Source organism: Methanopyrus sp. (assembly GCF_053997775.1).
This window is the reverse complement of sequence record NZ_JBMXXF010000010.1, coordinates 1-25,416: the sequence shown is the minus strand read 5'-3', so window position 1 is coordinate 25,416 and position 25,416 is coordinate 1. Positions and strand designations below refer to the sequence as shown.

Annotated in this window: 25 protein-coding genes and 1 tRNA gene; 13 read left to right on the top strand and 13 right to left on the bottom strand. The window is 69.6% G+C overall.

What is annotated here, in order from left to right; all coding sequences use genetic code 11:
* The first annotated feature begins 41 nt into the window (after window positions 1-41).
* Window positions 42-1,124: a histone deacetylase family protein gene (locus ACXJJV_RS01855; protein WP_456466474.1), complete on the top strand. Its 1,083-nt coding sequence runs from the start codon at window positions 42-44 to the stop codon at window positions 1,122-1,124.
* Here the strand turns inward: ACXJJV_RS01855 and ACXJJV_RS01850 are convergent.
* Both ACXJJV_RS01850 and ACXJJV_RS01845 read right to left on the bottom strand, forming a co-directional pair.
* On the bottom strand, window positions 1,111-2,724 hold the full coding sequence (locus tag ACXJJV_RS01850; RefSeq protein WP_456466473.1) for a polysaccharide deacetylase family protein: 1,614 nt from the start codon (window positions 2,722-2,724) through the stop codon (window positions 1,111-1,113). The two genes, ACXJJV_RS01855 and ACXJJV_RS01850, sit on opposite strands and share 14 nt — an antisense overlap.
* A 69-nt stretch (window positions 2,725-2,793) precedes the next feature.
* Window positions 2,794-3,975, bottom strand: coding sequence for an argininosuccinate synthase (locus ACXJJV_RS01845; protein ID WP_456466472.1), 1,182 nt, complete (start codon window positions 3,973-3,975; stop codon window positions 2,794-2,796).
* Window positions 3,976-4,162: 187 nt separating this feature from the next.
* On the opposite strand from ACXJJV_RS01845, the gene mtxX reads away from it, so the two are divergent.
* Complete coding sequence (mtxX, locus tag ACXJJV_RS01840; RefSeq protein ID WP_456466513.1) at window positions 4,163-4,924, top strand: methanogenesis marker protein Mmp4/MtxX; 762 nt, start codon at window positions 4,163-4,165, stop codon at window positions 4,922-4,924.
* Window positions 4,925-4,928: 4 nt separating this feature from the next.
* On the top strand, window positions 4,929-5,756 hold the full coding sequence (locus ACXJJV_RS01835; protein ID WP_456466512.1) for a class I SAM-dependent methyltransferase: 828 nt from the start codon (window positions 4,929-4,931) through the stop codon (window positions 5,754-5,756).
* Here ACXJJV_RS01835 and ACXJJV_RS01830 read toward each other — a convergent pair.
* Both ACXJJV_RS01830 and ACXJJV_RS01825 read right to left on the bottom strand, forming a co-directional pair.
* On the bottom strand, window positions 5,723-6,232 hold the full coding sequence (locus ACXJJV_RS01830) for a hypothetical protein (RefSeq protein ID WP_456466471.1): 510 nt from the start codon (window positions 6,230-6,232) through the stop codon (window positions 5,723-5,725). The genes ACXJJV_RS01835 and ACXJJV_RS01830 overlap by 34 nt on opposite strands.
* Complete coding sequence (locus ACXJJV_RS01825) at window positions 6,229-7,074, bottom strand: D-aminoacyl-tRNA deacylase (protein ID WP_456466470.1); 846 nt, start codon at window positions 7,072-7,074, stop codon at window positions 6,229-6,231. The genes ACXJJV_RS01830 and ACXJJV_RS01825 overlap by 4 nt, the downstream gene beginning before the upstream one ends.
* 28 nt (window positions 7,075-7,102) lie before the next feature.
* Between ACXJJV_RS01825 and ACXJJV_RS01820 the strand changes: the two genes are divergently transcribed.
* The gene (locus ACXJJV_RS01820) at window positions 7,103-7,684 is read left to right on the top strand and encodes a flavodoxin family protein (protein ID WP_456466469.1); all 582 of its coding nucleotides are present in this window, start codon (window positions 7,103-7,105) and stop codon (window positions 7,682-7,684) included.
* 18 nt (window positions 7,685-7,702) lie between these two features.
* Entirely contained in the window at window positions 7,703-9,007 is a 1,305-nt protein-coding gene (locus ACXJJV_RS01815) for a hypothetical protein (RefSeq protein WP_456466468.1), read from the top strand.
* Here ACXJJV_RS01815 and ACXJJV_RS01810 read toward each other — a convergent pair.
* On the bottom strand, window positions 8,994-9,395 hold the full coding sequence (locus ACXJJV_RS01810) for a CBS domain-containing protein (RefSeq protein ID WP_456466467.1): 402 nt from the start codon (window positions 9,393-9,395) through the stop codon (window positions 8,994-8,996). The two genes, ACXJJV_RS01815 and ACXJJV_RS01810, sit on opposite strands and share 14 nt — an antisense overlap.
* 28 nt (window positions 9,396-9,423) lie before the next feature.
* Between ACXJJV_RS01810 and ACXJJV_RS01805 the strand changes: the two genes are divergently transcribed.
* Genes ACXJJV_RS01805 through ACXJJV_RS01795 form a run of 3 tightly spaced genes read left to right on the top strand, consistent with a single transcriptional unit; the run spans window position 9,424 to window position 12,114 of the window.
* The gene (locus ACXJJV_RS01805; RefSeq protein ID WP_456466466.1) at window positions 9,424-10,263 is read left to right on the top strand and encodes a THUMP domain-containing protein; all 840 of its coding nucleotides are present in this window, start codon (window positions 9,424-9,426) and stop codon (window positions 10,261-10,263) included.
* The gene (gene rsmA / locus ACXJJV_RS01800; protein ID WP_456466465.1) at window positions 10,250-11,092 is read left to right on the top strand and encodes a 16S rRNA (adenine(1518)-N(6)/adenine(1519)-N(6))-dimethyltransferase RsmA; all 843 of its coding nucleotides are present in this window, start codon (window positions 10,250-10,252) and stop codon (window positions 11,090-11,092) included. The genes ACXJJV_RS01805 and rsmA overlap by 14 nt, the downstream gene beginning before the upstream one ends.
* Window positions 11,062-12,114 (top strand): MBL fold metallo-hydrolase, encoded by a 1,053-nt coding sequence (locus tag ACXJJV_RS01795; RefSeq protein WP_456466464.1) that lies wholly within the window; start codon window positions 11,062-11,064, stop codon window positions 12,112-12,114. Before rsmA ends, ACXJJV_RS01795 begins: the two co-directional genes overlap by 31 nt.
* 145 nt (window positions 12,115-12,259) lie before the next feature.
* Here ACXJJV_RS01795 and ACXJJV_RS01790 read toward each other — a convergent pair whose 3' ends face one another.
* A complete protein-coding gene (locus ACXJJV_RS01790) occupies window positions 12,260-13,816 on the bottom strand; it encodes a B12-binding domain-containing radical SAM protein (RefSeq protein ID WP_456466463.1) in 1,557 nt (518 codons plus the stop codon).
* A gap of 115 nt (window positions 13,817-13,931) precedes the next feature.
* Here ACXJJV_RS01790 and frhA point away from each other — a divergent pair, with 115 nt between their 5' ends.
* From frhA to frhB, 3 genes are all read left to right on the top strand, one after another.
* The gene (gene frhA, locus ACXJJV_RS01785; protein ID WP_456466462.1) at window positions 13,932-15,182 is read left to right on the top strand and encodes a coenzyme F420 hydrogenase subunit alpha; all 1,251 of its coding nucleotides are present in this window, start codon (window positions 13,932-13,934) and stop codon (window positions 15,180-15,182) included.
* Between the two features lie 151 nt (window positions 15,183-15,333).
* Window positions 15,334-16,041, top strand: a complete 708-nt coding sequence (gene frhG / locus ACXJJV_RS01780; RefSeq protein WP_456466461.1) for a coenzyme F420 hydrogenase subunit gamma — start codon at window positions 15,334-15,336, stop codon at window positions 16,039-16,041.
* A 17-nt stretch (window positions 16,042-16,058) separates the two neighbouring features.
* Complete coding sequence (frhB, locus tag ACXJJV_RS01775) at window positions 16,059-16,955, top strand: coenzyme F420 hydrogenase subunit beta (RefSeq protein WP_456466511.1); 897 nt, start codon at window positions 16,059-16,061, stop codon at window positions 16,953-16,955.
* Here frhB and ACXJJV_RS01770 read toward each other — a convergent pair.
* From ACXJJV_RS01770 to ACXJJV_RS01760, 3 genes are read right to left on the bottom strand one after another with little or no spacing between them, the layout of a single operon-like run.
* The gene (locus tag ACXJJV_RS01770; protein WP_456466510.1) at window positions 16,952-17,977 is read right to left on the bottom strand and encodes a radical SAM protein; all 1,026 of its coding nucleotides are present in this window, start codon (window positions 17,975-17,977) and stop codon (window positions 16,952-16,954) included. The genes frhB and ACXJJV_RS01770 overlap by 4 nt on opposite strands.
* Window positions 17,977-18,744, bottom strand: a complete 768-nt coding sequence (locus ACXJJV_RS01765; RefSeq protein WP_456466460.1) for a hypothetical protein — start codon at window positions 18,742-18,744, stop codon at window positions 17,977-17,979. Before ACXJJV_RS01765 ends, ACXJJV_RS01770 begins: the two co-directional genes overlap by 1 nt.
* A gap of 3 nt (window positions 18,745-18,747) precedes the next feature.
* The gene (locus tag ACXJJV_RS01760; RefSeq protein ID WP_456466459.1) at window positions 18,748-20,172 is read right to left on the bottom strand and encodes a Mur ligase family protein; all 1,425 of its coding nucleotides are present in this window, start codon (window positions 20,170-20,172) and stop codon (window positions 18,748-18,750) included.
* A 46-nt stretch (window positions 20,173-20,218) separates the two neighbouring features.
* Between ACXJJV_RS01760 and ACXJJV_RS01755 the strand changes: the two genes are divergently transcribed.
* Window positions 20,219-21,172, top strand: a complete 954-nt coding sequence (locus ACXJJV_RS01755) for a hypothetical protein (protein WP_456466458.1) — start codon at window positions 20,219-20,221, stop codon at window positions 21,170-21,172.
* Here the strand turns inward: ACXJJV_RS01755 and ACXJJV_RS01750 are convergent.
* Both ACXJJV_RS01750 and ACXJJV_RS01745 read right to left on the bottom strand, forming a co-directional pair.
* Complete coding sequence (locus ACXJJV_RS01750; RefSeq protein ID WP_456466457.1) at window positions 21,081-21,974, bottom strand: hypothetical protein; 894 nt, start codon at window positions 21,972-21,974, stop codon at window positions 21,081-21,083. The genes ACXJJV_RS01755 and ACXJJV_RS01750 overlap by 92 nt on opposite strands.
* Window positions 21,975-21,978: 4 nt before the next feature.
* Window positions 21,979-22,557 carry a hypothetical protein gene (locus ACXJJV_RS01745; RefSeq protein ID WP_456466456.1) on the bottom strand — a complete coding sequence of 193 codons (579 nt, stop codon included), beginning with the start codon at window positions 22,555-22,557 and terminating at the stop codon, window positions 21,979-21,981.
* Between the two features lie 62 nt (window positions 22,558-22,619).
* On the opposite strand from ACXJJV_RS01745, the gene ACXJJV_RS01740 reads away from it, so the two are divergent.
* Window positions 22,620-22,695 (top strand) — tRNA-Asn (locus ACXJJV_RS01740).
* Between the two features lie 313 nt (window positions 22,696-23,008).
* Here the strand turns inward: ACXJJV_RS01740 and ACXJJV_RS01735 are convergent.
* Window positions 23,009-24,442 (bottom strand): DNA topoisomerase VI subunit B, encoded by a 1,434-nt coding sequence (locus ACXJJV_RS01735; RefSeq protein WP_456466455.1) that lies wholly within the window; start codon window positions 24,440-24,442, stop codon window positions 23,009-23,011.
* 4 nt (window positions 24,443-24,446) lie between these two features.
* Window positions 24,447-25,416 (bottom strand): phosphohexomutase domain-containing protein (locus ACXJJV_RS01730; RefSeq protein WP_456466454.1); only part of this gene is annotated, 970 nt, incomplete at its 5' end.

The following is a 25,416-nucleotide window of genomic DNA, read 5'->3' as shown; positions in this document are numbered from 1 at the left end:
GGGTCACCCCCGCCCTCTCGTCATCCGGGGGTGAGGGGCGCGTGTGGAGGGCGGAGCGACGGCTGGCGCTGGTCTACGACGAGGAGTACCTGGAGCACGAGCAGCACCCCACGCATCCGGAGCGGCGGGAGCGCCTCTCCTACACCGTGGACCGACTGCGCGAGGAGGGCGTGCTTGAGGTGGAGGGGATCGAGCTGGTTGAACCGAGGCCGGCGGGGAGGGAAGAGCTCGAGCTGGTGCACGAGCCGGAGCACGTGGAGCTGATTCGTCGGATGAGCGAGCAGGGTGGCGGGGTCATCGACGCGGACACGATCGTCACGGGTCGCACGTACGAGCAGGCGAGGCTGGCGGCGGGCGGGGCCCTCCGGGCGGTCGAGCTGACGGTGAGCGGGGAGTACGACGTCGCCTTCGCCATGGTGAGGCCGCCCGGGCACCACGCGGGCCGGGCGAAGGCGGCGGGCTTCTGCTACTTCAACAACGTTGCGATCGCCGCGGAGTACGCGCTTCGGGAGCTCGGCGTGGAGCGGATCGCGATCCTTGACTGGGACGCGCACCACGGGGACGGAACGCAGGAGATCTTCTACGACCGGGACGACGTGCTGTACGTCTCTATACACCAGGATGGGAGGACCCTGTACCCGGGCACCGGGTTCCCGCACGAGGTGGGTGAGGGGAAGGGCGAGGGGTACACCGTGAACATCCCGGTGCCCCCGGGCTCGGGGGATCGCACCTACCGACGGGCCTTCAAGCGAATCATCGACCCGATCGTGCGCGAGTACGGGCCCGACCTGATCCTGATCTCCGCGGGCCAGGACTGCCACTTCACCGATCCGATCACGAACCTGGCGGTGACCGCCCGCGGCTACGAGTGGATGATGCGGAGGGCGGTGAAGCTGGCCGAGGAAGTGAACGCCCTGGGCCCCGTGGCGGTGCTGGAGGGAGGGTACTCCGTGGAGGACGGGCTCCCGTACACCAACCTGGCCGTCGTCTGCGGGCTGGCCGGGCTGCCCACGGACCTGCGCGAGCCGGCCGGATCACCGGAGGAGAACCCGGAGGGCCCCGAGCGGGTGGAGGAGGTGGCGCGGCGCCTCTCGAAGTACTGGGAAGTCCTCAGCCGATCCTGACGCGGCGTCGAAGTAGAAGCGCTAAGACGGGCAGGTGGACGACGGGCCCGGTGGGCGTGCGATCGAGGGGTGCCCCGGGCCGAGTGGTCCTGGAGGCCCGGTCACTCGTCCCGCCGTTCCGGGCCCCGTTCTCCCCCTTCCTCTCCTCACTCACCTTCTTCCTCGCCTCCTTCACCTCCGAGGATCCCTCCGATCTCGCGCTCCCGCCCTGGGGCCGCCCGGTAGGGGCGCTGCTCGTTCGAGCTCCGGTGCCTCCTTGGGTCGGAGCGGTTCGAGCCGCCTTTCCGGCCTGGGCGGGTCCGGGGCTAATCTCGGACCTCGCGACCTTGGCGCGGCCCGCGCTCGAACCTCCACTGGCGCCCAGCGGGGCGTGGTGTCGTCCTCCCACCACCCTAAGGTACCGCTCGTTCACCGCTCGGGCGAGCTCCCGGGCCGCGTCGAGCAGCGACCTCAGGTACCTCTTCACCAGGTCGAGGTTCTTCCACCCCTGCAGGGCCGCGTAGAGGGCCGCGTCGTTCCAGGCCAGTTGGACCACCCGGTCGAGGCGGCGCTCCAGCTCCCGGTCCACGAGCCCCAGTTCCAGGAGCCGGCTCAGCCGGTCGTCGACGCTCCTGAGGGTTTTCAGGTACCGCTCGTACAGGCACCGAACCTCCGGGTCCACCTGCAGGTCGCGGATCGGCGCGTACCCCTCGTACCGGAGGGCGCGCTCGTAGCTCGGGGTGGGAAGCTCGATCGAGCGGTACGAGTCCAGGTTCCTCACCACCCGTTTGGGGTCTGCGAGCTCGATCCGGGCGGTCAGCCCGTCCACCCTCAGGGTGACGCCCCGCTTGAGCCGGTCCAGGAGGGACTCGAACTCCGACAGCGTCGCGTCGCTCATCTGCCACGGCTCGAGCAGCACCCACACCACCAGCCGGTCGCCGTCTCGCACCAGGCCCGATCGTAGGAGCAGCTCGAGGCCCCGCTCGAGCCGGGAGAGGGCGAGGTCGGCCGAGCCGCCCAGGTCGTTCGTGAACGACAGGGCGGGTAGGTGGTAGATCGTGGTCCCCTCCACCTTCCACCGGCCGACGAGGAGGTGCCGGCCGACCGCGTCCACCCGGGTTAGCTCCGGGTACCTTCGCCGGAGGAAGTCCGGGTCGACTCCCGGTCCCAGGCCGCTGACCAGCGCGCGGATCCCGACCTTCGCGCAGGCCCTCAGTGTGGTCTCGTCGAGGACCCAGTACGGAACGTGGAGGAGCGGGTCCGGGCGGTCGAGCCGGTCTCGGGCGTACTGGAGGCCGCGGACGAGCTCCCAGTACTGGATGGAGTAGGGGAGGCCACCCAGGGCGTGGGAGACCGTCTGCGTACCCGTGACGGTGATCGTGCCGTTGTCGGCGAACTCCCGCAGCACCCGGGTCACGTCGGGGGCGTTCCGGTGGGCCGCCTCGAAGTAGAACGCGGCCAGGCTAACATCATGCTCGCGGCACCAGGTGAGTAGCTTCCTCAGCTGGGAGGCGTGGGCCGGGGACCACGCGTTGTTGTCCGTGTACGGGACGACGTGGAGCGTGACGTCCGCCGCCCCGGGCGCGGGGGTGAGGAGTAGGGCGAGCAGGAGGGTCAGCACGGGGGATCACCCCCTTCGGGTCACCCCCTTGGATTCTGAAATTAGTAAACTTGGTAGGGCGGGCGGGGGCTATCGGCGCCTCAGGGCGAGCCTCTCCTGGAGGCCGTGGAGTCGGACGGCGCCCTCGGCCACCCGCTGGTCGAACTCCTTCTCCTCGTAGGAGATCAGGCGCTCGTCGTACAGGGAGTGCGGGGACTCCCGGGAGACGACCTGGACGCGCCCCTTGTGCAGCTTGACCCGTACCGTGCCCGTCACGTGGCGCTGCGTGGAGTCGATGAACGCCTCGAGGTGCTCCCGGAGCGGGTCGAACCAGAGGCCCTGGTACACGAGCTCCGACCAGAGGTCGTCCATGCGGTCCTTTAGGGCGAGTTCGCGGCGGGTCAGCGTCAGGGCCTCGAGCGCCCGGTGGGCCTCCAGGAGCGTCACGGCGGCGGGCGCCTCGTACACCTCCCGGGACTTGAGCCCGACCACCCGGTCCTCGATGATGTCGATCCGGCCCACCCCGTGCTCGCCGGCCGTCTCGTTCAGGTACCGAACGATTTCCACCGGGTCCTCGCGACCGTCCGCGGAAACCGGGACGCCCTCCTCGAACTCGATCTCCACGACCTTCGGCTCGTCGGGCGCCTCCTTGGGGCTACGCGTCCACTCGAAGACCTCCTCGGGGGGCTCCCGGGTGGGATCCTCGAGCTCGCCCCCCTCGATGGACCGACCCCAAAGGTTCTCGTCGATGCTGTAGGGGCTGTCCGCGTCCACGGGCACGGGAATCCCGTGCTCCCGGGCGTACTCGATTTCCTCGTCCCGGGTCAGGTTCAGCTCGCGGATCGGGGCGAGGATCTCGAACTCGTCCCCGGCGTGGGCGCGGAGGTACGCCTCGAACCGGTACTGGTCGTTCCCCTTGCCCGTGCACCCGTGGGCGATCGCGTCCGCGTCCACCTCCCGGGCCACCTCGAGGACCTTCTCGGCCAGGAGCGGGCGGGCGAGGGCGGTGCTCAGCGGGTACCCCTCGTACTCCGCGTTGGCCTTGACGGCCCGCCAGCAGTACTCGGTCACGAACTCCTCGAGGCAGTCGATCGTGCGGTGCTCGTCGGCCAGCTTCCGGGCCTTGCGCTCGGCCTCCTTCACCTCCTCCTCCGGCTGGCCCACGTAGCCCGTTACCGTGATCACCTCATCGTACCCGTACCGCTCCCGGAGCAGCTCGATGCAGACGGACGTGTCCAGCCCGCCGGAGTACGCGAGGACGACGCGGGACACCGGACCCCTCCCCCGAACCGTCGTGGGGCCGGCCCGTGCCCGGTCACGGGGCATAAATCGGTGACCGTGGTGGACCCGGCGCCGCCCGGTTCGCGCGGTCGGGAGGGGTCCGGATCAGCCTGCCCGAGCCACATCATCCGGTCAGCTAGGGCCGTCTGTCATCACGGGGGGATCGGGCTTGGTTCGGGTGGGGATCGCGGCGTCGCGACGGGTGAAGGGGGGACTAAGGAGGGTCGCCCGGGCGGTGGAGAGGGTGAACGGGGTGGACGCGGTGGTCTACGCCGATGACCGGGTCGACGCGGGCGTGAGGGTCGTTCGCTGCGAGGATCCGGGGTCCAGGATGGTTGCGGACCTGCTCGACGGGGAGCTGGACGCGGCGGTCCGGGGGGCGGTGCCGGCGGCGTGCGTGAAGGAGCTGGTGGAGAGGTTGGGGGTCGGGTTCACGGGCCGGTCCACCGTGCTGGAGCGGGATGGTGGTTTTACCCTGTTAACCCCGGTGGGGATCGATGAGGGGTGGGAGGTGGGAGAGCTGGTGCGCCTTGGGGAGCTCGCGGTGGACTTCTGTCGGCGGCTCGGGGTGGAGGAGCCCCGGGTCGCGGTCGTGTCCTCGGGGCGGCTGGAGGACGTTGGTAGGCATCCGCGGGTGGACGAGTGGCTGGCCGTGGGTGAGCTGGCGGCGCGGCTTCTGCGGGAGAGGGGGTTGCGGGCGGAGCACGTTGGGATCCTGGTGGAGCGGGCGGTGGATCGGGACGTGCTCCTGTTCACGGGCGGGGTGCTGGGGAACCTGGCGTTCCGGACGCTCTCCCTGGTGGCCGGGTTCAGGAGTCACGGGGCCCCGGTGCTCTCGGCGCTGTCAGAGGGGGTGGTGTTCGTGGACACGTCCCGGGCGCAGCGGTCCTCCGGGTACGCGCGGGCGCTGCGCTTGGCCGCCCGGCTGGCGGGGGGTTAGCGGTCTGTCGCGGGAGCGGTTTGAGCGGGCCCTGAGGGAGCGTCTGCCTGAGGAGGTGGTGGGGAAGGTCCCCCGGCGGTGGCAGCAGCTGGGTGACGTCGTCGTCATCCGGCTGTACGAGGACGAGTGCTGGAGGTACCGGCGGGAGATCGGGGAGGCGCTGAGGGAGGCGACGGGGGCCCGGTCGGTCGTCGCGCTCCGCCGGGTGGAGGGGACCTTCCGAGAGCCGGTTGGGGAGGTGGTGGCGGGGGACGAGAACGCGGAGACGGTGCACCGGGAGCTGGGATTGAGGTTCAAGCTCGATCCGACCCGGATCATGTTCGCACGTGGGAACTTCGAGGAGCGGCGGCGGTTGCTGGAGTCGGACCTGTCGTCTCGGACGGTGTTCGACATGTTCGCGGGGATCGGCTACTTCACCCTGCCGGCCGCTCGGGCGGGGGCCCGGGTGGTCGCGGCCGAGCTGAACCCGGTCGCGTACCGGTACCTGCTGGAGAACCTGGAGCTGAACCGGGTGGAGGGGCGGGTGCGCGCCTTCCTGGGGGATTGCCGCGAGGTCGCTCGGTTCGTGAGGGACGCGGACCTGGTGATCCTGGGGTACCTGCACGGGACGTTGGACTTCCTGCCGCACGCGTGCGCGGCGGTGAGGGACGGCGGCAGGCTGATCGTTCACGAGGTGTTTCCGAAGCGATGGGACGAGGGGAGGGTGGCGCGGCGGGTGGTGGAGGCCCTGCCGGAGGGTTACGAGGGCGAGGTGGTGGACGTGCGCCGGGTGAAGAGCTACTCGCCCGGGTTGGATCATTACGCGGTGGAGCTGCGGGTGCGTCGGAGGTAGTCCAGCACGCGCTCGAGGGCTACGTCCAGGCGGGGTCCCATGCCGAGCATGTCGTTGGTCCAGTAGGAGGCGAGCATGCCGATCACGCGGCCGCGCTGGGTGATAGGGGCTCCCGCGTCCCCGGGCCGGGGCACGTACGAGGGGATGGTGGCCCGGACGTAGTTCCGGTCGACCGACTCGATCCGGCACTCGTGCGTCCGGTCCGTTTCCAGCCGGCCGTGACCCAGCCGGGGGGTTCCCACCTCGTCGTGGTCGGCCAGCTCCGGGAACTCCAGCACGTAGACGGCGGTGTTGAGCTTCCTGCTCTCGTACAGCTTGGGGCACTGGACGCCGTCGATCAGGACGCGCCGGGGCGCCGGCCTCGCCCCGCGGACGGTGAAGATCAGCGAGTACCGGGCCACGCGCACGATGGCCCCGATGCGCCGCAGCGGGCCCCGTCGACACCGCAGCCGGTGCCCGCGGCGGATCCTGGTCAACCCCGCTTCACCTCCTCCACCGTCGCGACCCGGAGCCCCTCGTCCCGCGCCAGGTCCTCGATCGCCTCGAGGTGCCGGTCCTCCAGGCCCCGCGGGTCGACGATGACCCGCTTCGCTCCGGGGGTCTTGCGTCGGACCTCGTGGAACTGGTCGCGAAGGTACTCCCCGTCGACCGCGTACTCGGGCACGATGTGCCCGTAGGCGAGCCGGTCGTCGGACAGGGCCACGTCCGTGTGCGCGGGGGCGTAGTGACCGCCCCCGTACCCGATGACCGGGGTCACGTCCGGGGGGTCCGCGGCGGCGAGGATGGCCCGGGCGCAGGCCTCCCCGGCGTCCGGGTCCGTCCATCGCTCCTCGTCGGAGCCGATCTCTAGGAAGAAGCAGGGGACGCCCGGGTCCGACGGTCCGTGGTGCGTGGCCTCGTAGGACACGTCGTAGTCGAGTCCCCGCCTGTCCCGGAAGCGCTTGAGCTCGAGCAACGCCGCCTTCATCCCGGCGGGGTCGGCCGTACAGACCTCCAGCGGCTTGCCGCCGAACTTGGCCTCAGGGGTGGGGTTGCCGGGAGCGTGCACGGTGAGGCAGGGTTTGCCGGACGCGCTCTCGTGCCGGGAGGCGAAGACGATCGCGTCGAACCGCCGGGCCAGCTCCCGGCACTCGTCCTCCTCGATCAGGTCCCCCAGGGACTGGACAGTGTGGATCCGGACCCCCTCGACCTCCCAGGCCTCCACAGTGTAGGTCGGAAGCTCCTCCACACCCACGCGCTCGGCGTCGGACAGCAGGTTCTCCGCGATATTTTTAGAGGCCGGGTCGTCGGGGTTCCAGACGACCGCGATTCTCCTCAACGTGGGCCCCGGCCGGGGGCGCGCCGGGATGATTTTAGGAATCTCGGGCAGCCCGCGGGAGGGGAGCAACACGGAGTACCTGGTTAAGGTGGCGCTCGAGGCGGCCGAGGAGGTGTCCGGGGAGGAGACCGAGTTCATCTCCGTGCGCGACCTGGACATCTCGCCCTGCCGGGCGTGCGACGAGTGCGTGGAGACGGGCGAGTGCGCCGTGAAGGACGACATGCAGGACGTGTACGAGCTGATGCGCGAGTGCGACGGGATGATCGTCGGGTCGCCCGTCTACTACGGCGGCGTCAGCGCGCAGCTGAAGGCGCTGATGGACCGCACCCGGCCGCTGCGCATCAACTGGGAGCTGAAGGACAAGGTGGGCGGGGCCATCGCCGTGGGCGGGGCCCGGAACGGCGGTCAGGAGCACACGCTCCGGGACATTCAGAACTTCTTCATGATCCACGCGATGATCGTCGTCGGGGACTCGGACCCCACGGCCCACTTCGGCGGCGCGGGCGTGGGGCTGGAGCCGGGTGACGTGAAGAAGGATGAGGAGGGTGTCGAGACGGCCCGGAACACCGGGAAGCGCGTTGGGGAAGTTGTTAAACTGATCAAGGGGTAGGTCAGGCCGGGCGGACCCATGGCCGCCGACAACGCCAGCCACGGGATCCTGGAGAAGATCGAGGGAGACGTGCTCGAGTTCGTGAACAGCCTCTCCAAGCTGATGGAGGTGCCGGTACCCACGGAGGTGGAGGTGCCCAAGGGCTGCCGGGTCATCTGGGAGGGCGAGTCGCTGATCATCTCGTCCGAGGAGGAGGACATCGAGGTTCGGCTGGATGTACCTTCCAACGTTCGGATCTCCCCGAAGCGCGCCGTGGGACCCGCCATCCTGCGCATTCACGTGGACTGGGAGCTGGACAAGGAGCTGGAGAACAAGCTGGTGCAGGCGCTGAAGAGGTTCCGGGAGCGGCTCGCCTACTCGTCGCCCAACATCGTTCCCAGCGAGGACCGGTACTCCGAGGTCTCGGTGGTGCCGATCTTCGAGGTGGACGCGGCCACGCTGCTGGAAATGGAGTACTCCGCCCTCCGCATCTCGTACATCATGGGCAAGGCGGAGCTGAAGCGCGCCTTCGTCTCGCTGGCGCTGACCAAGGCCGCGAGCGTGACCGCGGCCCGCAACCTGGCGGAGGATCCCTCCGGGATCCAGGAGGGCGGATCCTCGGAGGCGGCGGTGCTCCCGTACCTCCGCGTCGGCAGGAAGATCACACGGATGAACGAGATCCCGCTAAGCGCGGACGAGGTGTTCACGATCGACAGCGTGCCGAGCGACGTGAAGGTGATCTGGATGAACTGGAAGTACCTGCCTCGAGTCATGGCGTGGGGACTGGACGGGATCACCGCGCGGCAGGGTTGGGAGCGTTCCGACATCGCCGTGGCCCACGTGGACGTGCTAGGCAGCCTGTACTCGTACCACCTATCCACGCTTCTGGACCTACCCTCCTTCGACCTCTCGTACATGCTGTACCTGAAGTACCGGTCGAAGCTCCCGAAGCGGAAGCTGTGGAAGGATGACAGCGGCTCCCACTACCTGTTCTGGACGCAGCTGGAGGCGTTCGAACGCCTCGACGTGGAGACCCTGATCCTGATCGTGACCAAGGAGGAGTGCGAGGGCTGGGTGAGGGAGTGCGTGGAGGAGGACGCGGGGCTGGAGGTGATCGAGGTGTACGGGGACGACCCCAAGGATCTAGTCGGTGAGCTTGAGAACCTCCTCGGCGACATGGGCGAGGAGATCAACGGGGTACAGCGGGTGGAGGTGGAGCCGGTCGCCATCAAGTCGCGCACGAAGCCGAAGGCCGAACGGCCGGTGCCGATACGGTTCTACCGGGAGGTGGCGGAGCTGGCGACCAGGAGGGTGCTCCCGGAGATTCACATCAAGGGGAGGTGAGGGCCGAGAGCACGTCCGTGACGCTGATGACGCCCACCGGGTTCCCCTCGCAGCCGACGACGAACGCCCGGGTCGCGTCGTGCTCCCGCATCACCTCCAGCGCCCGGATTAACGGGTCCTCGGGCTCGACGACGGGAGGCTCCGGGTTCATCACCTCCTCCACGCTCGCCTCCAGGATCTCGTCCCACTCCCCCCACCGGTCGAGGATCAGCCGCATGAGGTCCTCTTCTTCCACCACGCCAACCAGCTCGCCCGCGTCGGACACGACGGCGATCCCGTGCACGCCCACGTCCACCATCTCCAGAATCGCGTCCCGGACGGTGGCGGTCATCGGGACCTGGGCCACGCCCATCGTCATGTGATCCTTAACCTTTCTACCCTCGGGCATCGGAGGCCCCGCAGGGGGACCGGACCCGGTGAAGATAACCTTAGCGGGAGAGACGCTGGACGTGGATCGGCTCCTCCGGGAGCTGCCCACGCGGACGGTCACGGCCGCCCTGATCCGGGACGGAGAGGTGAAGGCGTACGAGGAGGCGGACGGGGAGCACGCGGAGCGGAAGCTCGTCCGCAATCACGACGTGTCCGATGGCGTGGTCTTCGTGACCGTGCGACCCTGCCTGTACTGCGCCCGGGAGCTCGCCAGGGCCGGCGTGGCGGGGGTCGCCTGCCTCGGCCGGGGCCGCGGGCTGGGGCCCTACTACCTGGCCCGGAAGGGGATCGAGGTAGTGGAGGTGCACCCCGGCCGGGCCCCCTACTACGACCCGGTGGAGCGGCTGGATGTCCTGGTTACCTTCGGCGGCAACCCCTACCTGACCGAGGAGGACGTGGCCGCCCGGGTGTACTGCCTGCTCACCGGCGAGGGGATGAAGGTGGACATCGCCCCGGCCCCGGAGAACCTGGCCGGCCGGGTCGAGATCACGGTGCGTCGAGGGGACGCGAGGCGGGCCGCCCAAACGATCCAGCGCGAGCTGCCCACGTTCAACGTTCATCACTTCGTGCTGAGCGACCGGTTCGAGGACCGGGAGGAGCTCTCCCGGAGGGTGCTGAGGGAGGTGGAGCCGCTGGTGAAGGACCCGTTCGCCGTTCGGGCCCGGATCGCGCGCGCCGGCCTCTTCTCGTCCTCCCGCGACGCCGAGGTGTTCCTGGGGGACGTGCTGACCGAGGCCGGCCACGAGGTGGACCTGGACGAGCCGAGGACCGTGGTGTACGTGGACGTACTGGGCGACCGGGTGTCCGTGGGCGTTGAGGAGCGCTGAGTACCTGGCGTACCTCCGGCGCCGCTACGGGCTCCGGCCGAACCGGCGGCTGGGACAGCACTTCATGGTGGACGACCGGCTGCTGCGGTTCATGGTGGAGGCGGCGGGGGTGGGGCCCGGGGACACGGTGCTCGAGATCGGGCCCGGCCCCGGACTGCTGACCCGGTACCTGATCGAGCGGGCCGGCCGCGTCGTGGCCGTGGAGCTGGACGAGCGCCTGGTGGAGGTGCTGGAGCGGGAGCTCGGGGACGCCGAGAACCTGGAGATCGTGCACGCGGACTTCCTGGAGTACGGCGTGCCCGAGGAGGTGAACAAGGTGGTGTCGAACCTGCCCTACCAGATCTCCTCGGAGGCCACGTTCGAGATCCTGCGCTCCGACGTGGAGCGCGCCGTGCTCACGTACCAGCGCGAGTTCGCCGAGCGGATGACGGCCGAGCCCGGCACGCGCGGGTACGGCCGGCTCACCGTGATGGTCAACCTGCTCGCCCGGGTCGAGGTGCTGCGCGCCGTTCCCCGGCGGGCCTTCGTGCCGCCGCCCCGGGTCAGTTCCGCGATCGTCCGGCTCGAGCCCCGCCCCGAGTCCGAGCTCCCGGACGTGGACCCGGAGACCCTGGAGGCCGTCTGCCGGGGACTCTTCCAGCACCGCCGGAAGACCGTCCGCAACGCGCTGAGGCTGTCGGCCCACGAGTGGGGAGGCGACGAGGAGGTCGTGGAGGAGGTCCTCCGGAGGCTACCCGAGGAGTTGCTGGACAAGCGACCCCTACACCTAACCCCCGAGGAGGTCGTGAGGGTGGCCCGATGCGTGGAAAGGGCGCGCGGCTCGAGCTGATCGTGTGGTCCCCGGTCCGACTGTTCGGTGCCACGCCCGGGGCCGTGGTGGGGCTGAGGGGAGATGAGACCGAGCTCCTCTTCGATCCCGGGGGGTGGCGGGAGGGGTACGAGCGACGCGTTCCCGGATGGGCCCGCCTGCCCGAGTGGGTGAAGTCGTCCCCCGGGCTGTTCCGGAGGTTCGGTGAGCCGGACCCGGAGTGCACGCTGGTCACGCACCATCACACGGATCACGCGAAGCACGGGGGAGAGTACGGCCGGGCGTACGCTCACCCGGACGCGATCGGCAGGATCGAGCGCAGGTTCGGGTACCGCCCGCGCCCGGCGTCGGAGTGCGACCTCGTGGTCGAGACCATCGAAACGGGGCACTGCCCCGGCGCGGTGGCCTACGTCGTTGAAGTGGACGGATGCCGGCTCCTGTTCACGGGTGACGTGAACCCGGACGCGTTCCTGCGCCGGGACCTTCCCCGGGTGGACGTGCTGGTGGCAGAGTGCTCGGGGGTGCCGGGCCACCTGGACCGGCCCGGGCTGGAGCGACTTTGCACCGTCGTGAGGCCCAAGGTCGTGGTACCCGTCCACTTGATCGCCTACGAACCCTGGTTCGTGCGCGAGCTGGACGTCGACGCGGCCGTGGTGGAGCCGGACTTCGGCCTGCGCGTCGACTTGACCGCGTGCCTGGAGGCGGAGGTCCCCTGCGCCCGGGAGTACCACCTGTGCACGCGCTGCATGCGGGGCTCGGGGTGCCCCGTGTTCCGGTTCGTGCGCCACCTCCGGTGCCCGGAGTGCGGGAACCCCGCCACGCTTCAGGGTGAGGATCCGGAGCGGGTGAGGTTGGTCTGTCCCCGGTGCGGGGAGAAGTCGGGGTGGGTGGACTACGGCGAGGTGATCCGGGCGGTGTCCGAGTACGGTGAGGGGTCCCGGGTGAGGGAGTGGGCGGCTCGGCCTGGGGAGTACTCCTCATCCCTGCGTCGGCTAAAGGAATTCTCACCACGGCCCGGGCCGGGCGGGGACCGAAACGCTTAACGTTTTCCCTGCGCGCCGGGCGTTAGGGGGCCCTAACATGAGGTGGCGTGGCCGGGGTCGCTGGCGCGGCGGCCCGGGTCGGCCCGGAAAGGGTCCGTGCCATCTGTGGTGGCTCCTTCGCTGGTCCACGACGTACCCGAGCCCGCTACGCCGGTACCCGTGATTCCAGCGCCTCGAGGTCCACTTCTTCCAGCACCTCCCTGACCTTCCCCGCCACCATCTTGTCGGAGATAACGCCCTCCACGCGCACCCTGCACCGCGTGCCGAGCAGCTCCGAGCCACCCTTGATCAGGACCTTCGGCCCACCGAGCACCGGCCAGCCGACGGCGTTCCTCGGGTTCCTCAGGTCCTTCTCCGCCACGAAGACCTCGAGTTCCTTCCCCACCAGCCGCCGCTTGAGTCGGGTGTTGAGCTCCCGGGCCGCGTCCGCGATGAGCTTGCTGGCGCGGCTCTCCCTGGGGTGCGGGCCCGGGGGAAGGTCGCCGAAGGCCGAGGCGGGGAGCGGTCGGAACCGGTACACGGTCACCTTCTCCGCGCCGAGCTCGACCGCGCGGCGCATCACTCGGACGGTCGCCCGGGCCGACTCCGTCGTCTGGCCCGGGAGCCCGTACACGAAGTACACGTGCGGTCTCAGGCCCGCCCGGCGGAGCAGTCGCACGGCCCGGAGGGCCTCCTTCACGGTGGACGGCTTACCGATCGCCCGCAGGAGTCGCGGGTCCCCCGTCTCCACGCCCACGCTTACGGAGGTGCCCCGGCAGTACTCGCCCAGTAGCTCCGCGACCTCCCCGTCCACGAGGCAGGCCTTCACGTTCTCCACGAACACGACCTCGACCCGCTTGGAGACGCGTCGGAGCAGCCGCTCCAGGGCGTCCAGGTTCGGGGGCGGGTGCCGGGGGTCCGTGAGGGGCTCCTTCCCCCGCCGATAGTCCAGCACGTCCGAGGCGCTGAGCACGATCCTCCTCACGCCCTCCCTGACGAGGCCGCGCACCTCCCGGGCGATGTCCCTCAGCGGTCGGGAGCGGGAGGGTCCGAACAGGGAGGGGACCGAGCAGAACCCGCAGCCGGGCGGGATCCCCTTAGGGCACTCCCACCGTTCCCTCCCCTCCCCCTCCCGGCACCGGCCGCAGCCGGTGCACTTCCGGCCGTCCGGTAGCTCGAGGGTCGTGCGGTACGAGTTGCTGCACCCGCGCACCACCTCGACGTACACGCGCGCGGCCCAGCGGGTGGGATAGGCCCGGATGAACTCGGGCCGTGGGGTGCCCGGCTTCTCGGTCACGGGGCGGGGGCCGGGGAACTCGACGTCGTCGCCCCGCCTCCAGTAGGCGCCCTTGACGGGGCCGCGGCGCTCGAGGAGCTCGGGTAGGGTGCGCTCGCACTCCCCCACGACCGCCGCGTCGGCCCCGGTCTTGAGGAGGGCGTTGGGGTCCGCGGCCCCGGGGCCGCCGAGGAACTTGAAGGCGTCGGGGCACCGCTCGAAGACGCGGCGGGCGGCGCGCTCGTCGCCCGTCATCACGCTGACGCCCACGTGGTCGTAGGGCCCCGGGTCCCTCAGCCGCTCGAACTCGACCAGGTCGGCCTCGTACCCGTGCTCGGATAGGATGGAGGCGACGAGGCGGGGGCCCGCGCCGATCACGTCCCGGGAGCGCACGCGGCGCCCGGACCCGGCCCCCAGGGCGTCGACGATCAGCGCGCGCTCGGTCAAGTCGATGGGCACCCGCGCGCCGGTTGAGTTTCTCCGTCGTTCACGCCCAACTCACGTCTCGCCCCTTTTACGATGATCTCCGTCCACCGGAACGGCCGGTTCAGGGGGTGAGGAGTTGTCGGAGCAGGTGGAGATTCAGCCCACGACCAGGCACGAGGGTCACGGTAAGCTCGTTCTGTACGTGGACGACGAGGGGTACGTGGAGCGCGCGTTCTACCTGAACACGTCGGCGATCCGAGGCTTCGAGGCGATGGCCAAGGGACGGCCCGCGGAGTTCGTTCAGGTGGCCGTGATGCGAATCTGCGGCATCTGTCAGGCCACGCACGGCACCGCGTCCGCCGAGGCGTTCGAGCGCGCGATGGGGATCGAGCCGCCGCGGGACGGGCGGCTGCTGCGGGAGCTCTGCGCGCTGGGTAACCGGATCCAGTCCCACGTCCTGCACCAGCTGCTGGTGCTGGACGACTTCGTGGAGGAGGAGAAGGAGAAGGTGGAGGCGATCAAGCGGATCCAGCAGATCCGCAAGATCGGCCAGTACGTGGTGGACGTGGTGGGCGGGGAGGGCATCCACCCGCCGAACATCCGGATCGGCGGCATGGCGGAGAACATCTCGGAGAGCGCGCGGAAGCGGCTCTACCGGCGACTGCGTGAGGCCCGGGAGCTGATGGAGGAGCAGCACGAGTTCATGCGGGAGATCGTGGAGCGGTTCGCGGAGGAGAACGACCTGGACCTGGACGAGTTCGGGCGTCACGATCAGCCCTTCATGGCCACGCACCCGACGTACGGGGACCCGGAGCGGCTGGACCTGGACCGAGTGGTCGAGGTCCTGCCGATCGAGTACTACGGTGAGGAGCACAAGGAGGAGGCGTACGAGCACAACGGTCAGATCCCGCTGTACGACGGCGTCCCGGTCGAGGTGGGGCCGCGGTCCAGGTACGTGGTGTTCGACGGCGTGGACCCGCGGGGCGTCCTGTACATCCACATCCTGAGGTCGCAGGAGACGCTGGCGGCCATCGACCGGTGCCTGAACATCCTGGAGGAGCTCAACACGAGCGGTAAGACGCTCGCGGAGTGGGAGCCGCGGGCCGGTACCGGCGTGGGCGTGCACGAGGCGCCGCGGGGCACGAACGTGCACATCGCCACGGTCAACGAGAAGGGGATCGTCGAGGACTACCGCATCATCGCGGCGTCCACGTGGAACTTCCCGGTGGTGGAGAAGGCGATTGAGGGCGAGCATCAGGAGTACGCCGAGGTCATCATGCGCTGTTACGACATATGAGCATCGTGCGCCGCTCACGTGGTCAAGGAGGTTCGGGATGCCGACTCCGGCGAGAAGCTGGGTGAGTCCCTCATCAGCCTGAAGGGATGACCGCCGCGGGGAACCCCGAAAGGGGGACCCGCGGCGGGACCGGCCCCCACGCGGGGGCCGTCGCCTCCCCCTTTCCCACCCTTCGCACCCTTCGTCTTCCTCCCGTTCTCCCCCTTCGTCCCCTTCCCACCGTTGCCCCGGGGGTGTGCCGTTGGTTCGGCTCGCGTACGTGCAGCTGGCCGGGTGCTGCGGGTGCCTGGTCTCGCTGGCCGACACGTACGAGCGGCTGCTGGACATCCTCGATGAGGTGGAGCTGGTCTACTGCCAGACGCTGATGGACGAGCGGGAGATCCCGGAGTGCGACGTGGCCGTCGTTGAGGGAGCCGTCTGCCTGAATCACGAGGAGTGCGTGGAAGTGGCTCGAGGGCTGGAGGAGAAGGCCGACACCATCGTGGCGCTCGGGGCCTGCGCGGCGACGGGCAACTTCATGCGGTACTCGCGGGGCAACGAGCAGTCCGCCCCCACGCACGAGGCGTTCGTGCCGCTGACCGAGGTGGTGGACGTGGACTACGCGATCCCCGGCTGCCCGCCGGCCCCGGAGGCGATCGAGCGGTTCCTGACGCTGCTCCTGGAGGGGAAGACGGACCTGCTGGAGCCCTTCGCCAAGCTGGCGGAGGGGAAGACGGAGTACTGCGGTTGCGACCTGATGTACCACGTGGTGAACAAGAACATGTGCATGGGTTGCGGCACGTGCGCGGCCGCCTGCCCGACCCGGGCGATCGAGATCGTGGACGGTCGGCCGGTGGTGAACGAGGATCGCTGCATCAAGTGCGGCGCCTGCTTCACGCAGTGCCCGCGGACGATCTGGCCGGGTGACGATGCGATCAAGGAGCTCGTGATGGGGGGTGAGGAGGAGTGAGCGAGCTGAAGGAGATCATGGTGAAGGGTGACGAGGAGCTGCTAGGCGAGCACCTGGGCGTGTTCACGGCCCGGTCCACCGAGCGGCGGATCCTGCGGGTGACTCAGGACGGCGGTATCGTCTCCTCGATCATGGTCTACGGGCTGGAGGAGGGTAAGTTCGACGGCGTGATCGCCGCCGTGGCGGACCCGGACGACCCTGAGGAGCCGTGGAAGCCGCGGCCGGTGGTCATCACGGACCCGGACGAGGTGCTGGAGGCGGCCGGCACGAAGTACACGTACTGCCCCAACGTGAGCGTGCTGAAGGAGGCGGTCCGGAGCCACGGCTGCGAGCGCGTCGCGATGGTCGGCACGCCGTGCCAGGTGCGGGCGGTCCGGAAGGCGCAGCTGCTGCCCGTGGGCATGCGTCACGTGCCCGACAAGATCGAGCTGCTGATCGGCATCATCTGCATGGAGAACTTCCCGTACGAGGGTCTCAAGACGATGGTGGAGCAGCTGTGCGGCGTGTGGATGCGCGAGGTCGCCAAGATGGACATCGGTAAGGGCAAGTTCTGGGTGTACACGGACGACGGGGAGGTCAAGTCCATCCCGCTCGACGAGACGCACCCGTTCGAGGGCGAGCCGTGCCACGTGTGCACGGACTACTGCGCCGAGCTCTCCGACCTGACCGCGGGCTCGGTGGGCTCCCCGGACGGCTGGAGCACGGTGATCGTCCGCACGGAGAAGGCGCTGGAGCTGCTCGAGGAGATGGTCGAGCAGGGCCTGCTGGAGGTGAAGAGCATCGAGGAGGTGAAGCCGGGGCTGGGCCTGGTCGAGAAGCTGGCGCAGGCGAAGAAGGACAAGAACCAGAAGGAGATCGAGGAGCGGAAGGAGCTGGGCCTGCCGGAGCCGGGCAAGGTGCACGAGCAGCTCTAGAGCCGGTAGTGCCGGAACCCCAGCTCCCTCGCCTTTTTCCACGCGCTCTCTAATTCTTCCGCGGAGGGACGGCGGTTTATCTCCGGGTACTCGTGCGCCCGGTGCTCCGGCCGGTACTGCGGCATCACGTTGAGCGGCGTGTCCGTGCCCAGGTTCTCCGCGATCCACTCCAGGATCCGGTGGGTGCAGCACTCGACGTGCCCGGGCAGGACCAGGTGCCGGACGATCAACTCGCACTGCCGGCGCGCCTCCAGGTGGTTGCGGGTGACGACCTCCCAGTACTCGGGGGCGCTCGAGTACCGATCGGCGCACTCGTTCCGCCCGTACTTGAAGTCGGTGAGGTAGACGTCGATCACCCCGTCCAGCAGTCGCATCGCCTCCTCCGTGAGGTACATGTTCGAGTTCCAGACCTGCGGGACGTTCACGTCCAGGACGGTCAGCACGCGGAGGATGTAGTGTAGGTTGGGAGTGGGGTCGCCGCCCACCCAGTTGACGTTCCTCGCCCCCTCGGAGCGGCGGTGCCGGATGATCCGGGCCAGCCGCTCCGGCTCCACCTTCACCCCGTTCTCCGGGTGGAAGGCGATGTCCCAGTTCTGGCAGTAAACGCAGCGGAACGTGCACCCGCAGAAGAAGATCGTGTGTGAGGGGACCAGCACGCGCTCCTCGCCCATGTGCAGGAACTCGGAGGAAACTCGAGGGGACGGCGGCACGCGGCAGAAGCCCCGCTCCCGCGTCCTGTCCACCTCGCAGCGTCGCTCGCAGAAGGTGCAGCGCTCGAGCAGGCGGCGGGCGATGGCGGCCTTGAGCTCCAGCAGGTTGGGGCTAGCGGGCTCGACGTCCGAGGGGGAGGGGCGCTCCTCCCACCGGGCACGGAACTCCTCCATGGCCTCGTCGTGCTCCCTCCACAGCTCGTCCAGGTCGCCCTCCAGGGTCTCCACCGGGACGGATTTGGCCACGAGGTAGCGGGCAGGAAGCCGGTCGCGCTCGATCTCGTGGTAGTCTCGGAGCGCGTCGATCCTCATCACTCGTAGGCACCCCGAGGAGCGGCTTCCGGTGGCGGGACCTCGCGCAGGTTCGGGTCGATCGAGTGCGCGTTCAGGTAGCCGGAGTTGTACAGCTCCTGGATCTTGCGGTGATTCCTCAGCTCGGCCCAGGCGTCCCGACCGTAGAACACGAAGGGTGAAAAGTCGCCGAGGGCCACGAGGGTGAGGGCCAGCACGCGCCCCCCGTACCGGGCCAGGATCCAGTAGTACGGCTCCGAGCCGCAGCCCAGCCGCCAGATCGGGTGGCCCCATCGGCACGAGCCGTGCCAGACGACCATGGTGGGTCCGGGGACCGAGCGCAGGAGGTTTCGGACGTGTCGGACGGCCTGGTCGGTCGTGCCGAAGGTCTGGCGGTCGGCCACCCACTCCCCCACCATGCCGCGATGGCCGTAGAGGATGTCCTTCAGGATGAGGTTCCAGTCGGGGTTCGCGAAGACGGTCCGGTAGTCGTACCAGGCGAGCTGCACGATCAGGACGCCGTTGTACCAGAAGTGGCTGTACCCGACCTTGCCCGCGTTGTGGATCACGAGGATCTTGCGGTACCCGTGCTCCCGGGCGAACCGGGTGAGGCGCTCGATGTGCGGGGTCCCGGGGGCGATGTCGGGATTGTGCAGCTTGACGTAGACGGCCCGGCCCCAGGGGTCGCCCAGGACGGCCTGGAAGGAGCGGTACTCGGTCAGCAGCAGGGCGAGGTAGGCGAGGAGCAGGATCGGGACGGTGAGCTTTAGGGCCCGGAGGACCCGCATCCCTCATCCCCTGAGCCGACGCTTCAGCGCCTCCCACAGCTCGTGCTCGGGTCCGCAGCCCGAGGCGAAGACGGGGTCCCGCGACGTTCGGCAGATCTCGGCGATCGCCTCAACCTTCTCGTCCATCCGGTCGTGGGGGATCCCGTGGAACTCCACCGAGTCGAACTCCTCGGACAGGTCGCGGTAGTACTTGCGGGCCGCCCGGACGGATTCGCGGCCCGGGAAGACGTGCAGTTCCATCGGGTCCAGCTCCCTGAGGACGCGCCGGTGCATCTCGAAAATGGGTCGCTCCCCCGCGTCCGGTGTCGTGTACACGCAGGTCTTCACCTCGCCGGCCCGCTCCAGCATCAGGTTGGCGTTGGCCTTGAACGCGTCCCCGTTGTCGCCCTGACCGGCCCCGACCAGGCGGCCGTTCACGTCCATCACCTCGAAGCGCCCGGGCGGGATGAACGACTCCGGGTCGATCCCCTCCAGCGTCTCCCGGATGGTTCGCTCGGCGTCGTGGGGGTTCGGGGTCACGGTCAGGTACAGGGCCACCGCGCAGAGGCTGTTGTACACGTTGTGCAGACCCGGGAGCGGGAGTCGGTATGAGACGTCCCCTTCCAGCTCCTCACCCGTCACCACGTTGGTCACCATGAACTCGACTCGCACCTTCCACCGCTCGGGCCCGCCCTTGAGCCCGACGGCGCGCACGTGGGGGTCCGGTCGGGAGAACCCGCACTCGGGGCACGCGTAGCGGCCCTTGTGGTTGAAGTAGCGGCGCTCGTACTCGAGCCCGGCGCCGCAGGCCGGGCACTCGAGCTCCTCCGTGGGTGCCGTCAGGTCGCGGACGTCGGCGTCCAGGCCGTAGAAGGTGTACGTCACGGGGTCCCCGCGCTTCTCCTCCCGGATGTAGGTGACCCGGGGGTCGTCGGCGTTGAGGACCAGGGCCCCGTCCCTCAGGGGTCGGGCGAGGAGGCGCTTGGCCTCGAAGTACGCGCCGAACGGGTCCTCCTTGTCCGCGTTCTCCTTGTAGTGCTCCTTGGAGATGGTCGTGTACGCGATGGCGGTGGGGTCCACGGTCTCGCACACGACGTCCGGGATCCCGTACTCGCGGCTGCGAATGCCGTACTCGGTGACCACGAGGTCCGCGGAGCGGCCGCGCAGGAGTCCAGTGGCGACGGCGTTGATCGTGTTGCTGTCGTAGTTGCAGGAGGTGTTCGCGTCCCGGGACAGGAGGCGGCAGGCTAGGCGCGTGGTGGTGGTCTTCCCGTTCGTGCCGGTGATGAGGACGACGCCGTACCGGGGTCGGCGCGCCAGTCGGCGGACGGCCCGGAGCCCGCCGAGCTTGATCGTGAGCCAGCCTGGGAAGCTGCGCCCCATGCCGGGGCCGAGCTTGACCAGGTGTAGGGCCAGCCTGCCCGCGAGTTCCGCCACCGCCGTCCTCAACCTTTTCATCCCCTTCCTCGGTCACCGTGCGGCCGGGGGAGGATCGATGAGGAGGGCGATCGTTCTGATCGCGGTCGCGCTCGCCCTGGTTCAGGGGGCGGCCGGCGTCACCGTCACGGTGGCGATGTGGGCGGGGGAGGGAGCCGCGGAGAACTGCGTGGAGCGTTCCCTGGAGGCCATCAACTACTGGAACCAATCCCCGGACGGGGCTCGGTTCTCCATCAACGTCATCCCTTATTACTCGAGTGCCGACTGGCGGTACGTGCTCGAGACGGGCCGGGATCCGCAGACCGGGCAGCGGATCGACGTGATTTACGTGCCGGGCGGGTTCCACCCGGAGTGGCACTGGGACTTCGACTGGGTCAGCGCGCTCTATCACGCGCAGATCGACCTGGGGATCGGGTACGTGGGCGTCTGTGCGGGCGCCTACCTGCACGCCGGGGTCACGAGCCGGGGTGGCATCGGGGAGGACGTGTTCGTGGACGGGGTGACGGCCATCGACGGGAATCGAGGGGAGGGCGAGGTGCCGGTGCTGCTGTACGAGAACCCGCTGACCCCACCGAGCACGTGGGGTCGGGTGTTCCAGTACGTGTACGCCAACGGTCCGGGGCTGGGCCCGGAGAGCGGTTCGGTGATCGTGTCCGATCGGGAGTGGTACGAGCGCGTCTCGCTCGACGGGCGGGAGATCAAGGTAACGGTGCAGGGCGTCGGGCAGTACCTCAGCACGGTGGAGGGCTGGGCCATCGTCCTGGGCCAGTACTACCTGAGGAGCGGGAACGGGTGGGTGCCCCGAGGCCGGTTCGTGCTCTTCGGTGTGCATCCGGAGCTCACCGATCGGGTCGGGGCGTGGAAGTTCCTGGCTAGGTCGCTGATCTGGGCGGCCGGCTACGAGCCGCTCGAGCGCTGCGTCAGCACCGGGTCCAGCAGTGGTGCGAGTGAGTTGCCAGTGATAGCACCCATACCAGTGCCGCGTTCACGGCGGACTCCACGAGCGTCCTGACCGCGACGCCCGCGATCCCGGCGTGGCCGAAGAAGGAGACGGCGGGCGGGGCCAGGAACTGGGCGTGGATTCGCAGCAGCGAGACCGCGCGGCCCAGCGACAGCGAGAGGGCCGCGTCCCACCAGTCCAGCCGACCCGCGTCCATGAGCTCCGCGCCGATCACCGCGCCCACCGACACGTTGGCCAGGCACCCAAGGATCACCAGGGACGACGCGGGCGGGAGGTGGAACCAGGAGACCAGCGGGGCCAGGCGGAGCACCAGGGGGTCCAGCAGCCGGCTCCGCTCGCACCAGTGGAAGAGCAGGATGACGGCCACCACCGGCGGCCCGACCCGCAGGAACACCCGGTTGGCGGTCCTCACGGGCTCCCTCACGAGTCGGAGGTCCTCGACGGGACCCAGCCCGTCGTCCCGGACCCGGCGCGACGCCCGTCCGATCAGGGTGGTGATCAGCGCGGAGGCCGTGGAGACGGCCACGAGGACCGGGCAGGCCGGGCCCACCAGTGGGGCCACCACGGGGAGGTAAAGCTGGACGGCGGCGGCGATCGAGGACGGGAACGCCATCAGCAGGAGGAGCGCGACGACGTCTCGGGTCCCCTGGACCGCGTCGCGCGCCGCGTACATGGCCACGGAGGAGCTCAGCACGGAGAGCACGGCGGCCCGGCCCATCTCGTCCTCTCCCAGGAGCGGTCGCAGGGGACGGACCATCGTCCGGACGCACCGCGGCCGGGATCCGACCACGGAGGCCAGCAGGATCCCCGCGTACATGGCCGCCATGGTCTCCGCGAGCCTCCACCACTTCACCAGTTCACCTCCCTACCGCCCGGAGTACCTCCGTGATCACGTTCCCCGCCTCCTCGCCCCCGGAGAGCAGGGATAGCTGCCTCCAAATGCGTTGGGCCCGCCTGGCCAGCGTCTCCACCCCGCCGACCGTGGTCAGCACCTCGATCTCGCACGTCGAGCGGGTCCTGCGGATCAGCACGTTCCCCCGGGACTCCAGGGCGTAACCGCCCCGGTCGGGCTCGGCCCGGAACTTGAGCACCGCGTCCCTTCCCTTCACCACCGCCACCAGCTCGCGGTCCCGGGGGACCGTTCGACCCACGTCCACGACCGACGAGAGGAACCGCTCCACCGGCTTTCGAACCCCGAGCTCCGGCAGGACCACCGAGACCGCCGCCACCGCGTCCTCGCTGATTCGACCCTTGGTCGACACGTAGGCGGACTCCGGTCTCACCCGGATCCTGGTGTTAGGGGAGGAGACCTTGAGCATCTCGGCCGGTCGGTCGAAGAGCACGCTTACCTCCTCGGAGGGCTGCAGCAGGGAGAGTCGATCGCGCAGCGACCGTTCGAGGTCCTCGGGCCCGATCACCCTCAGGCTCACCGGCACCGTTCCCTCCCCCGAAAACGTTATATTTGCAGGGGCCCGGGTGGTCGATGGCCCCGGGTGAGGCCGCGGCAGCTCAGTAGGTAGAGCGCGGGACTGTTAATCCCGTGGCCCCCGGTTCAAGTCCGGGCCGCGGCGCCAACGCCGAATCGTTATGATGTTCGTAACGATTGCGGTCGGGGATGATGATCATGCAAGCCGCGGACGGGTGAAGAGTACTCCCGCCCCTGACCCTCGGCAAACGCTCCCCTCCTCACCCTCACGGCGCGTCGGACAGGGTGAAGCTCGTCATCGGGACCCCGTTTCCGGGGGTGTGGCGCGGCCGCGGCATCCGGCGGCTCATTGCGGCGGGTCTAGGCCCGTGCGCTCCCCGCCGGCTACCTCGTCCCGCGCCGTTTTTCAGCCTGCCAGGGGGCCGATCATCCCGACCGGTCTCCCCGTCGTGAGCTCATCACTAGCCCAGGATCTCTCGGGCCTTACGCCGGGCGATGGCCCGGTACCGGCGGATCCGGCGGAGCCGCTCCCGCTCCCGTCGCTCCCGCCTCAACCGGCGGACCTCGCGGCCCAGCCGGCGACACGCGTGCTGCACCGCTTTTTTAACTTCCTCCCGGACGAGCTCGCTCCCGATCTCCTGCTTGGAGGGTCCGCTAAAGGGGACGAACGGGGAGTTCACGTTCGCCAGGATCAGGAGCCGCTCCTCGTCCAGATCGTAGCGATGGTAGTCCACGTCCTCCACGCCCTGGGTGATCGAGCAGCCGCCGGAGCGGAACATCAGCGGGGCCCTGTTCGCGTACCTCCACAGATCCCCGCCTCCCTCCTCCGCGAGTCCCACCGCCACCTCCACCTGCAGCACGTTGTCGCGGGTGGTGACGGGGTCCCGGGACACGGCGGCGACCAGCCGGCACCCCTCGGCCCGCACCGCGGCCTCGAGCGCGTCCTCGCCGATGGGCGAGAGGACGTTGGAGGGTGGACGCATGAACCGCATCCTCCGGAGCGCCTCGACGATGGCCTCGGCCTCGCAGCGGGTCAGCTCCCGGGGGTCCTTCTCCAGGTCGACGTCCTCTGGCAGCTTCTCCCGCAGCTCGTCGAGCCGCTCGCGGGAGAAGCGGCAGAGCTCCTCCGTCAGCAGCGTTCGCACGGTCCGCCGGTTGGTCCGCTCCGCCAGCCGGAGCAGCTTGTGGGCGTCCAGGGAGTGGGGGTGGGGCCTGAGCACTCGGGGCGGTTCCGGGAGCTCCTCCACCCGGGGCGTCCACCGGTGGACGCGGTCGCGCGGGTCGCGAAGGAGGAGTCGGGCGTGTGGGTTGGCGGCGTGGAGCCGCCGGAGGTACTCGCGGGGCCCTCGGCGTCCGGACTCGTAGCGCGCCTCCCCCACGGTGACCTCCACCAGGGTTCCGCGCCCGGTGGCCGGTCGTCGCTCTCTGCGGAGCACGACGGGCTCATTTTCGCTGGGGTCTGGGTGCACTTCGAAGTAGTGGGCGGTCCTCCCGTCGGTGGAAGTAAGCACGCGCACGGGCTCTCCCGTGGTCATGTAGGCGTAGAGGGCGACCCCGGCGGCCCCGATGCCCTGCTGTCCCATGGACTGGAGGCCGTACACGGGGTCGAACTTGTCGCCGGCGAGAAACTTGCCGAAAACCGAGGGTACGCGCTCCGGGGGAATGCCCGGGCCGTTGTCCCGCACCCGCACCCGGTAGGTGTCCTCGCCCACCCGTCGGACGTGCACGCGGACGTCGGGTCGGATGCGGTGGAGGTGGCAGGCGTCCATGGCGTTGGTGACCAGCTCGTGGACGACCATCACGAGGCTCTTGACGGGGCCGTCGAAGCCCAGCATCTCCCGGTTGCGCTCGAAGAACTCGGCGGGGGAGGCCTCGCGCCACCGGAGCCGCTCCATCCGGCTACCCCTGCAGGTCCCGGACGATCTCCCGAACGCGCCGGCGCCACTTCTCTACGCGCTGCACGGCCGTGTCCTCGTCTCGGGCCTCTCCGAACACGCGGATCAGGGGCTCCGTGCCGGAGGGTCGGATGAGCACCCACCCGTCCTCGTAGACCAGCTTCACCCCGTCGATGGTGATCACGTCCTCGACGTCCTCCCGCTCCTCCTCAACGAGGGACTCCACCTCCTCCATCACGCGCGGCTTCAGGTCGTCGGGGCACTCGACACCGGTCTTGTGCAGGTGGTACCGGGGGATCCGGGCCAGCAGGTCATTCAGCGAGCCCTCCTCGGCGACGAGCCGGCAGATCAGCAGGGCGGTGATGATGCCGTTCCGAGAGAGGTGAAAGTCCGGGTAGATGATTCCTCCGTTCTCCTCCCCACCGAGCGCGGGATCGTCCGCGCGCTTGAGTTCCTCGACGACGACCGGCTCGCCCACCCTCGTCCAGATGACCTCGCCCCCGTACTCCTCCGCCACCTCCTGCACGCACATGGACGAGCTGACGGGGGTGACGATCTGGCTCCCCTTACCCTCCTCCAGCGCCCACGCGCTGAGGAGGGCGAGGGAGTGGTCGCCGGGAACGAACTGGCCGTCCCCGGTGATCAGGATAAGCCGGTCCGCGTCACCGTCGTGCGCCATGCCGAAGTCGGCGTCGGAGGCGCGGACCATGCTCATGGTCTCCCGCAGGTTCTCCTCGGAGGGCTCCGGCTCGCGGCCCGGGAAGCGCCCGTCCGGGTGCGCGTTCACGCTGACGACCTCCACCCCCAGCTCCGAGAGCAGGCGCGGCGTGATCGTGGCGCCGGCCCCGTTGGCGGCGTCGACGACGACGCGGAGTCCCTCGCCGTCGAAGTCGCCGACGTAGTCCAGGACGGCGTCCACGAAGCCGTTCAGGAGCTCGGGGGCGCGGGTCCGCTCGCCGACGGACCGCCAGCCC

Bases quoted from the DNA above. Each gene is read 5' to 3' on its own strand.
- ACXJJV_RS01815 (WP_456466468.1), top strand. From the start codon at position 7,703: ATGGCCGCCGACAACGCCAGCCACGGGATCCTGGAGAAGATCGAGGGA.
- ACXJJV_RS01770 (WP_456466510.1), bottom strand. From the start codon at position 17,977: ATGAGGATCGACGCGCTCCGAGACTACCACGAGATCGAGCGCGACCGG.
- ACXJJV_RS01810 (WP_456466467.1), bottom strand. From the start codon at position 9,395: ATGCCCGAGGGTAGAAAGGTTAAGGATCACATGACGATGGGCGTGGCC.
- ACXJJV_RS01735 (WP_456466455.1), bottom strand. From the start codon at position 24,442: ATGGAGCGGCTCCGGTGGCGCGAGGCCTCCCCCGCCGAGTTCTTCGAG.
- ACXJJV_RS01765 (WP_456466460.1), bottom strand. From the start codon at position 18,744: ATGCGGGTCCTCCGGGCCCTAAAGCTCACCGTCCCGATCCTGCTCCTC.
- ACXJJV_RS01795 (WP_456466464.1), top strand. From the start codon at position 11,062: ATGCGTGGAAAGGGCGCGCGGCTCGAGCTGATCGTGTGGTCCCCGGTC.
- frhB (WP_456466511.1), top strand. From the start codon at position 16,059: ATGGTGAAGGGTGACGAGGAGCTGCTAGGCGAGCACCTGGGCGTGTTC.
- ACXJJV_RS01820 (WP_456466469.1), top strand. From the start codon at position 7,103: ATGATTTTAGGAATCTCGGGCAGCCCGCGGGAGGGGAGCAACACGGAG.
- ACXJJV_RS01755 (WP_456466458.1), top strand. From the start codon at position 20,219: ATGAGGAGGGCGATCGTTCTGATCGCGGTCGCGCTCGCCCTGGTTCAG.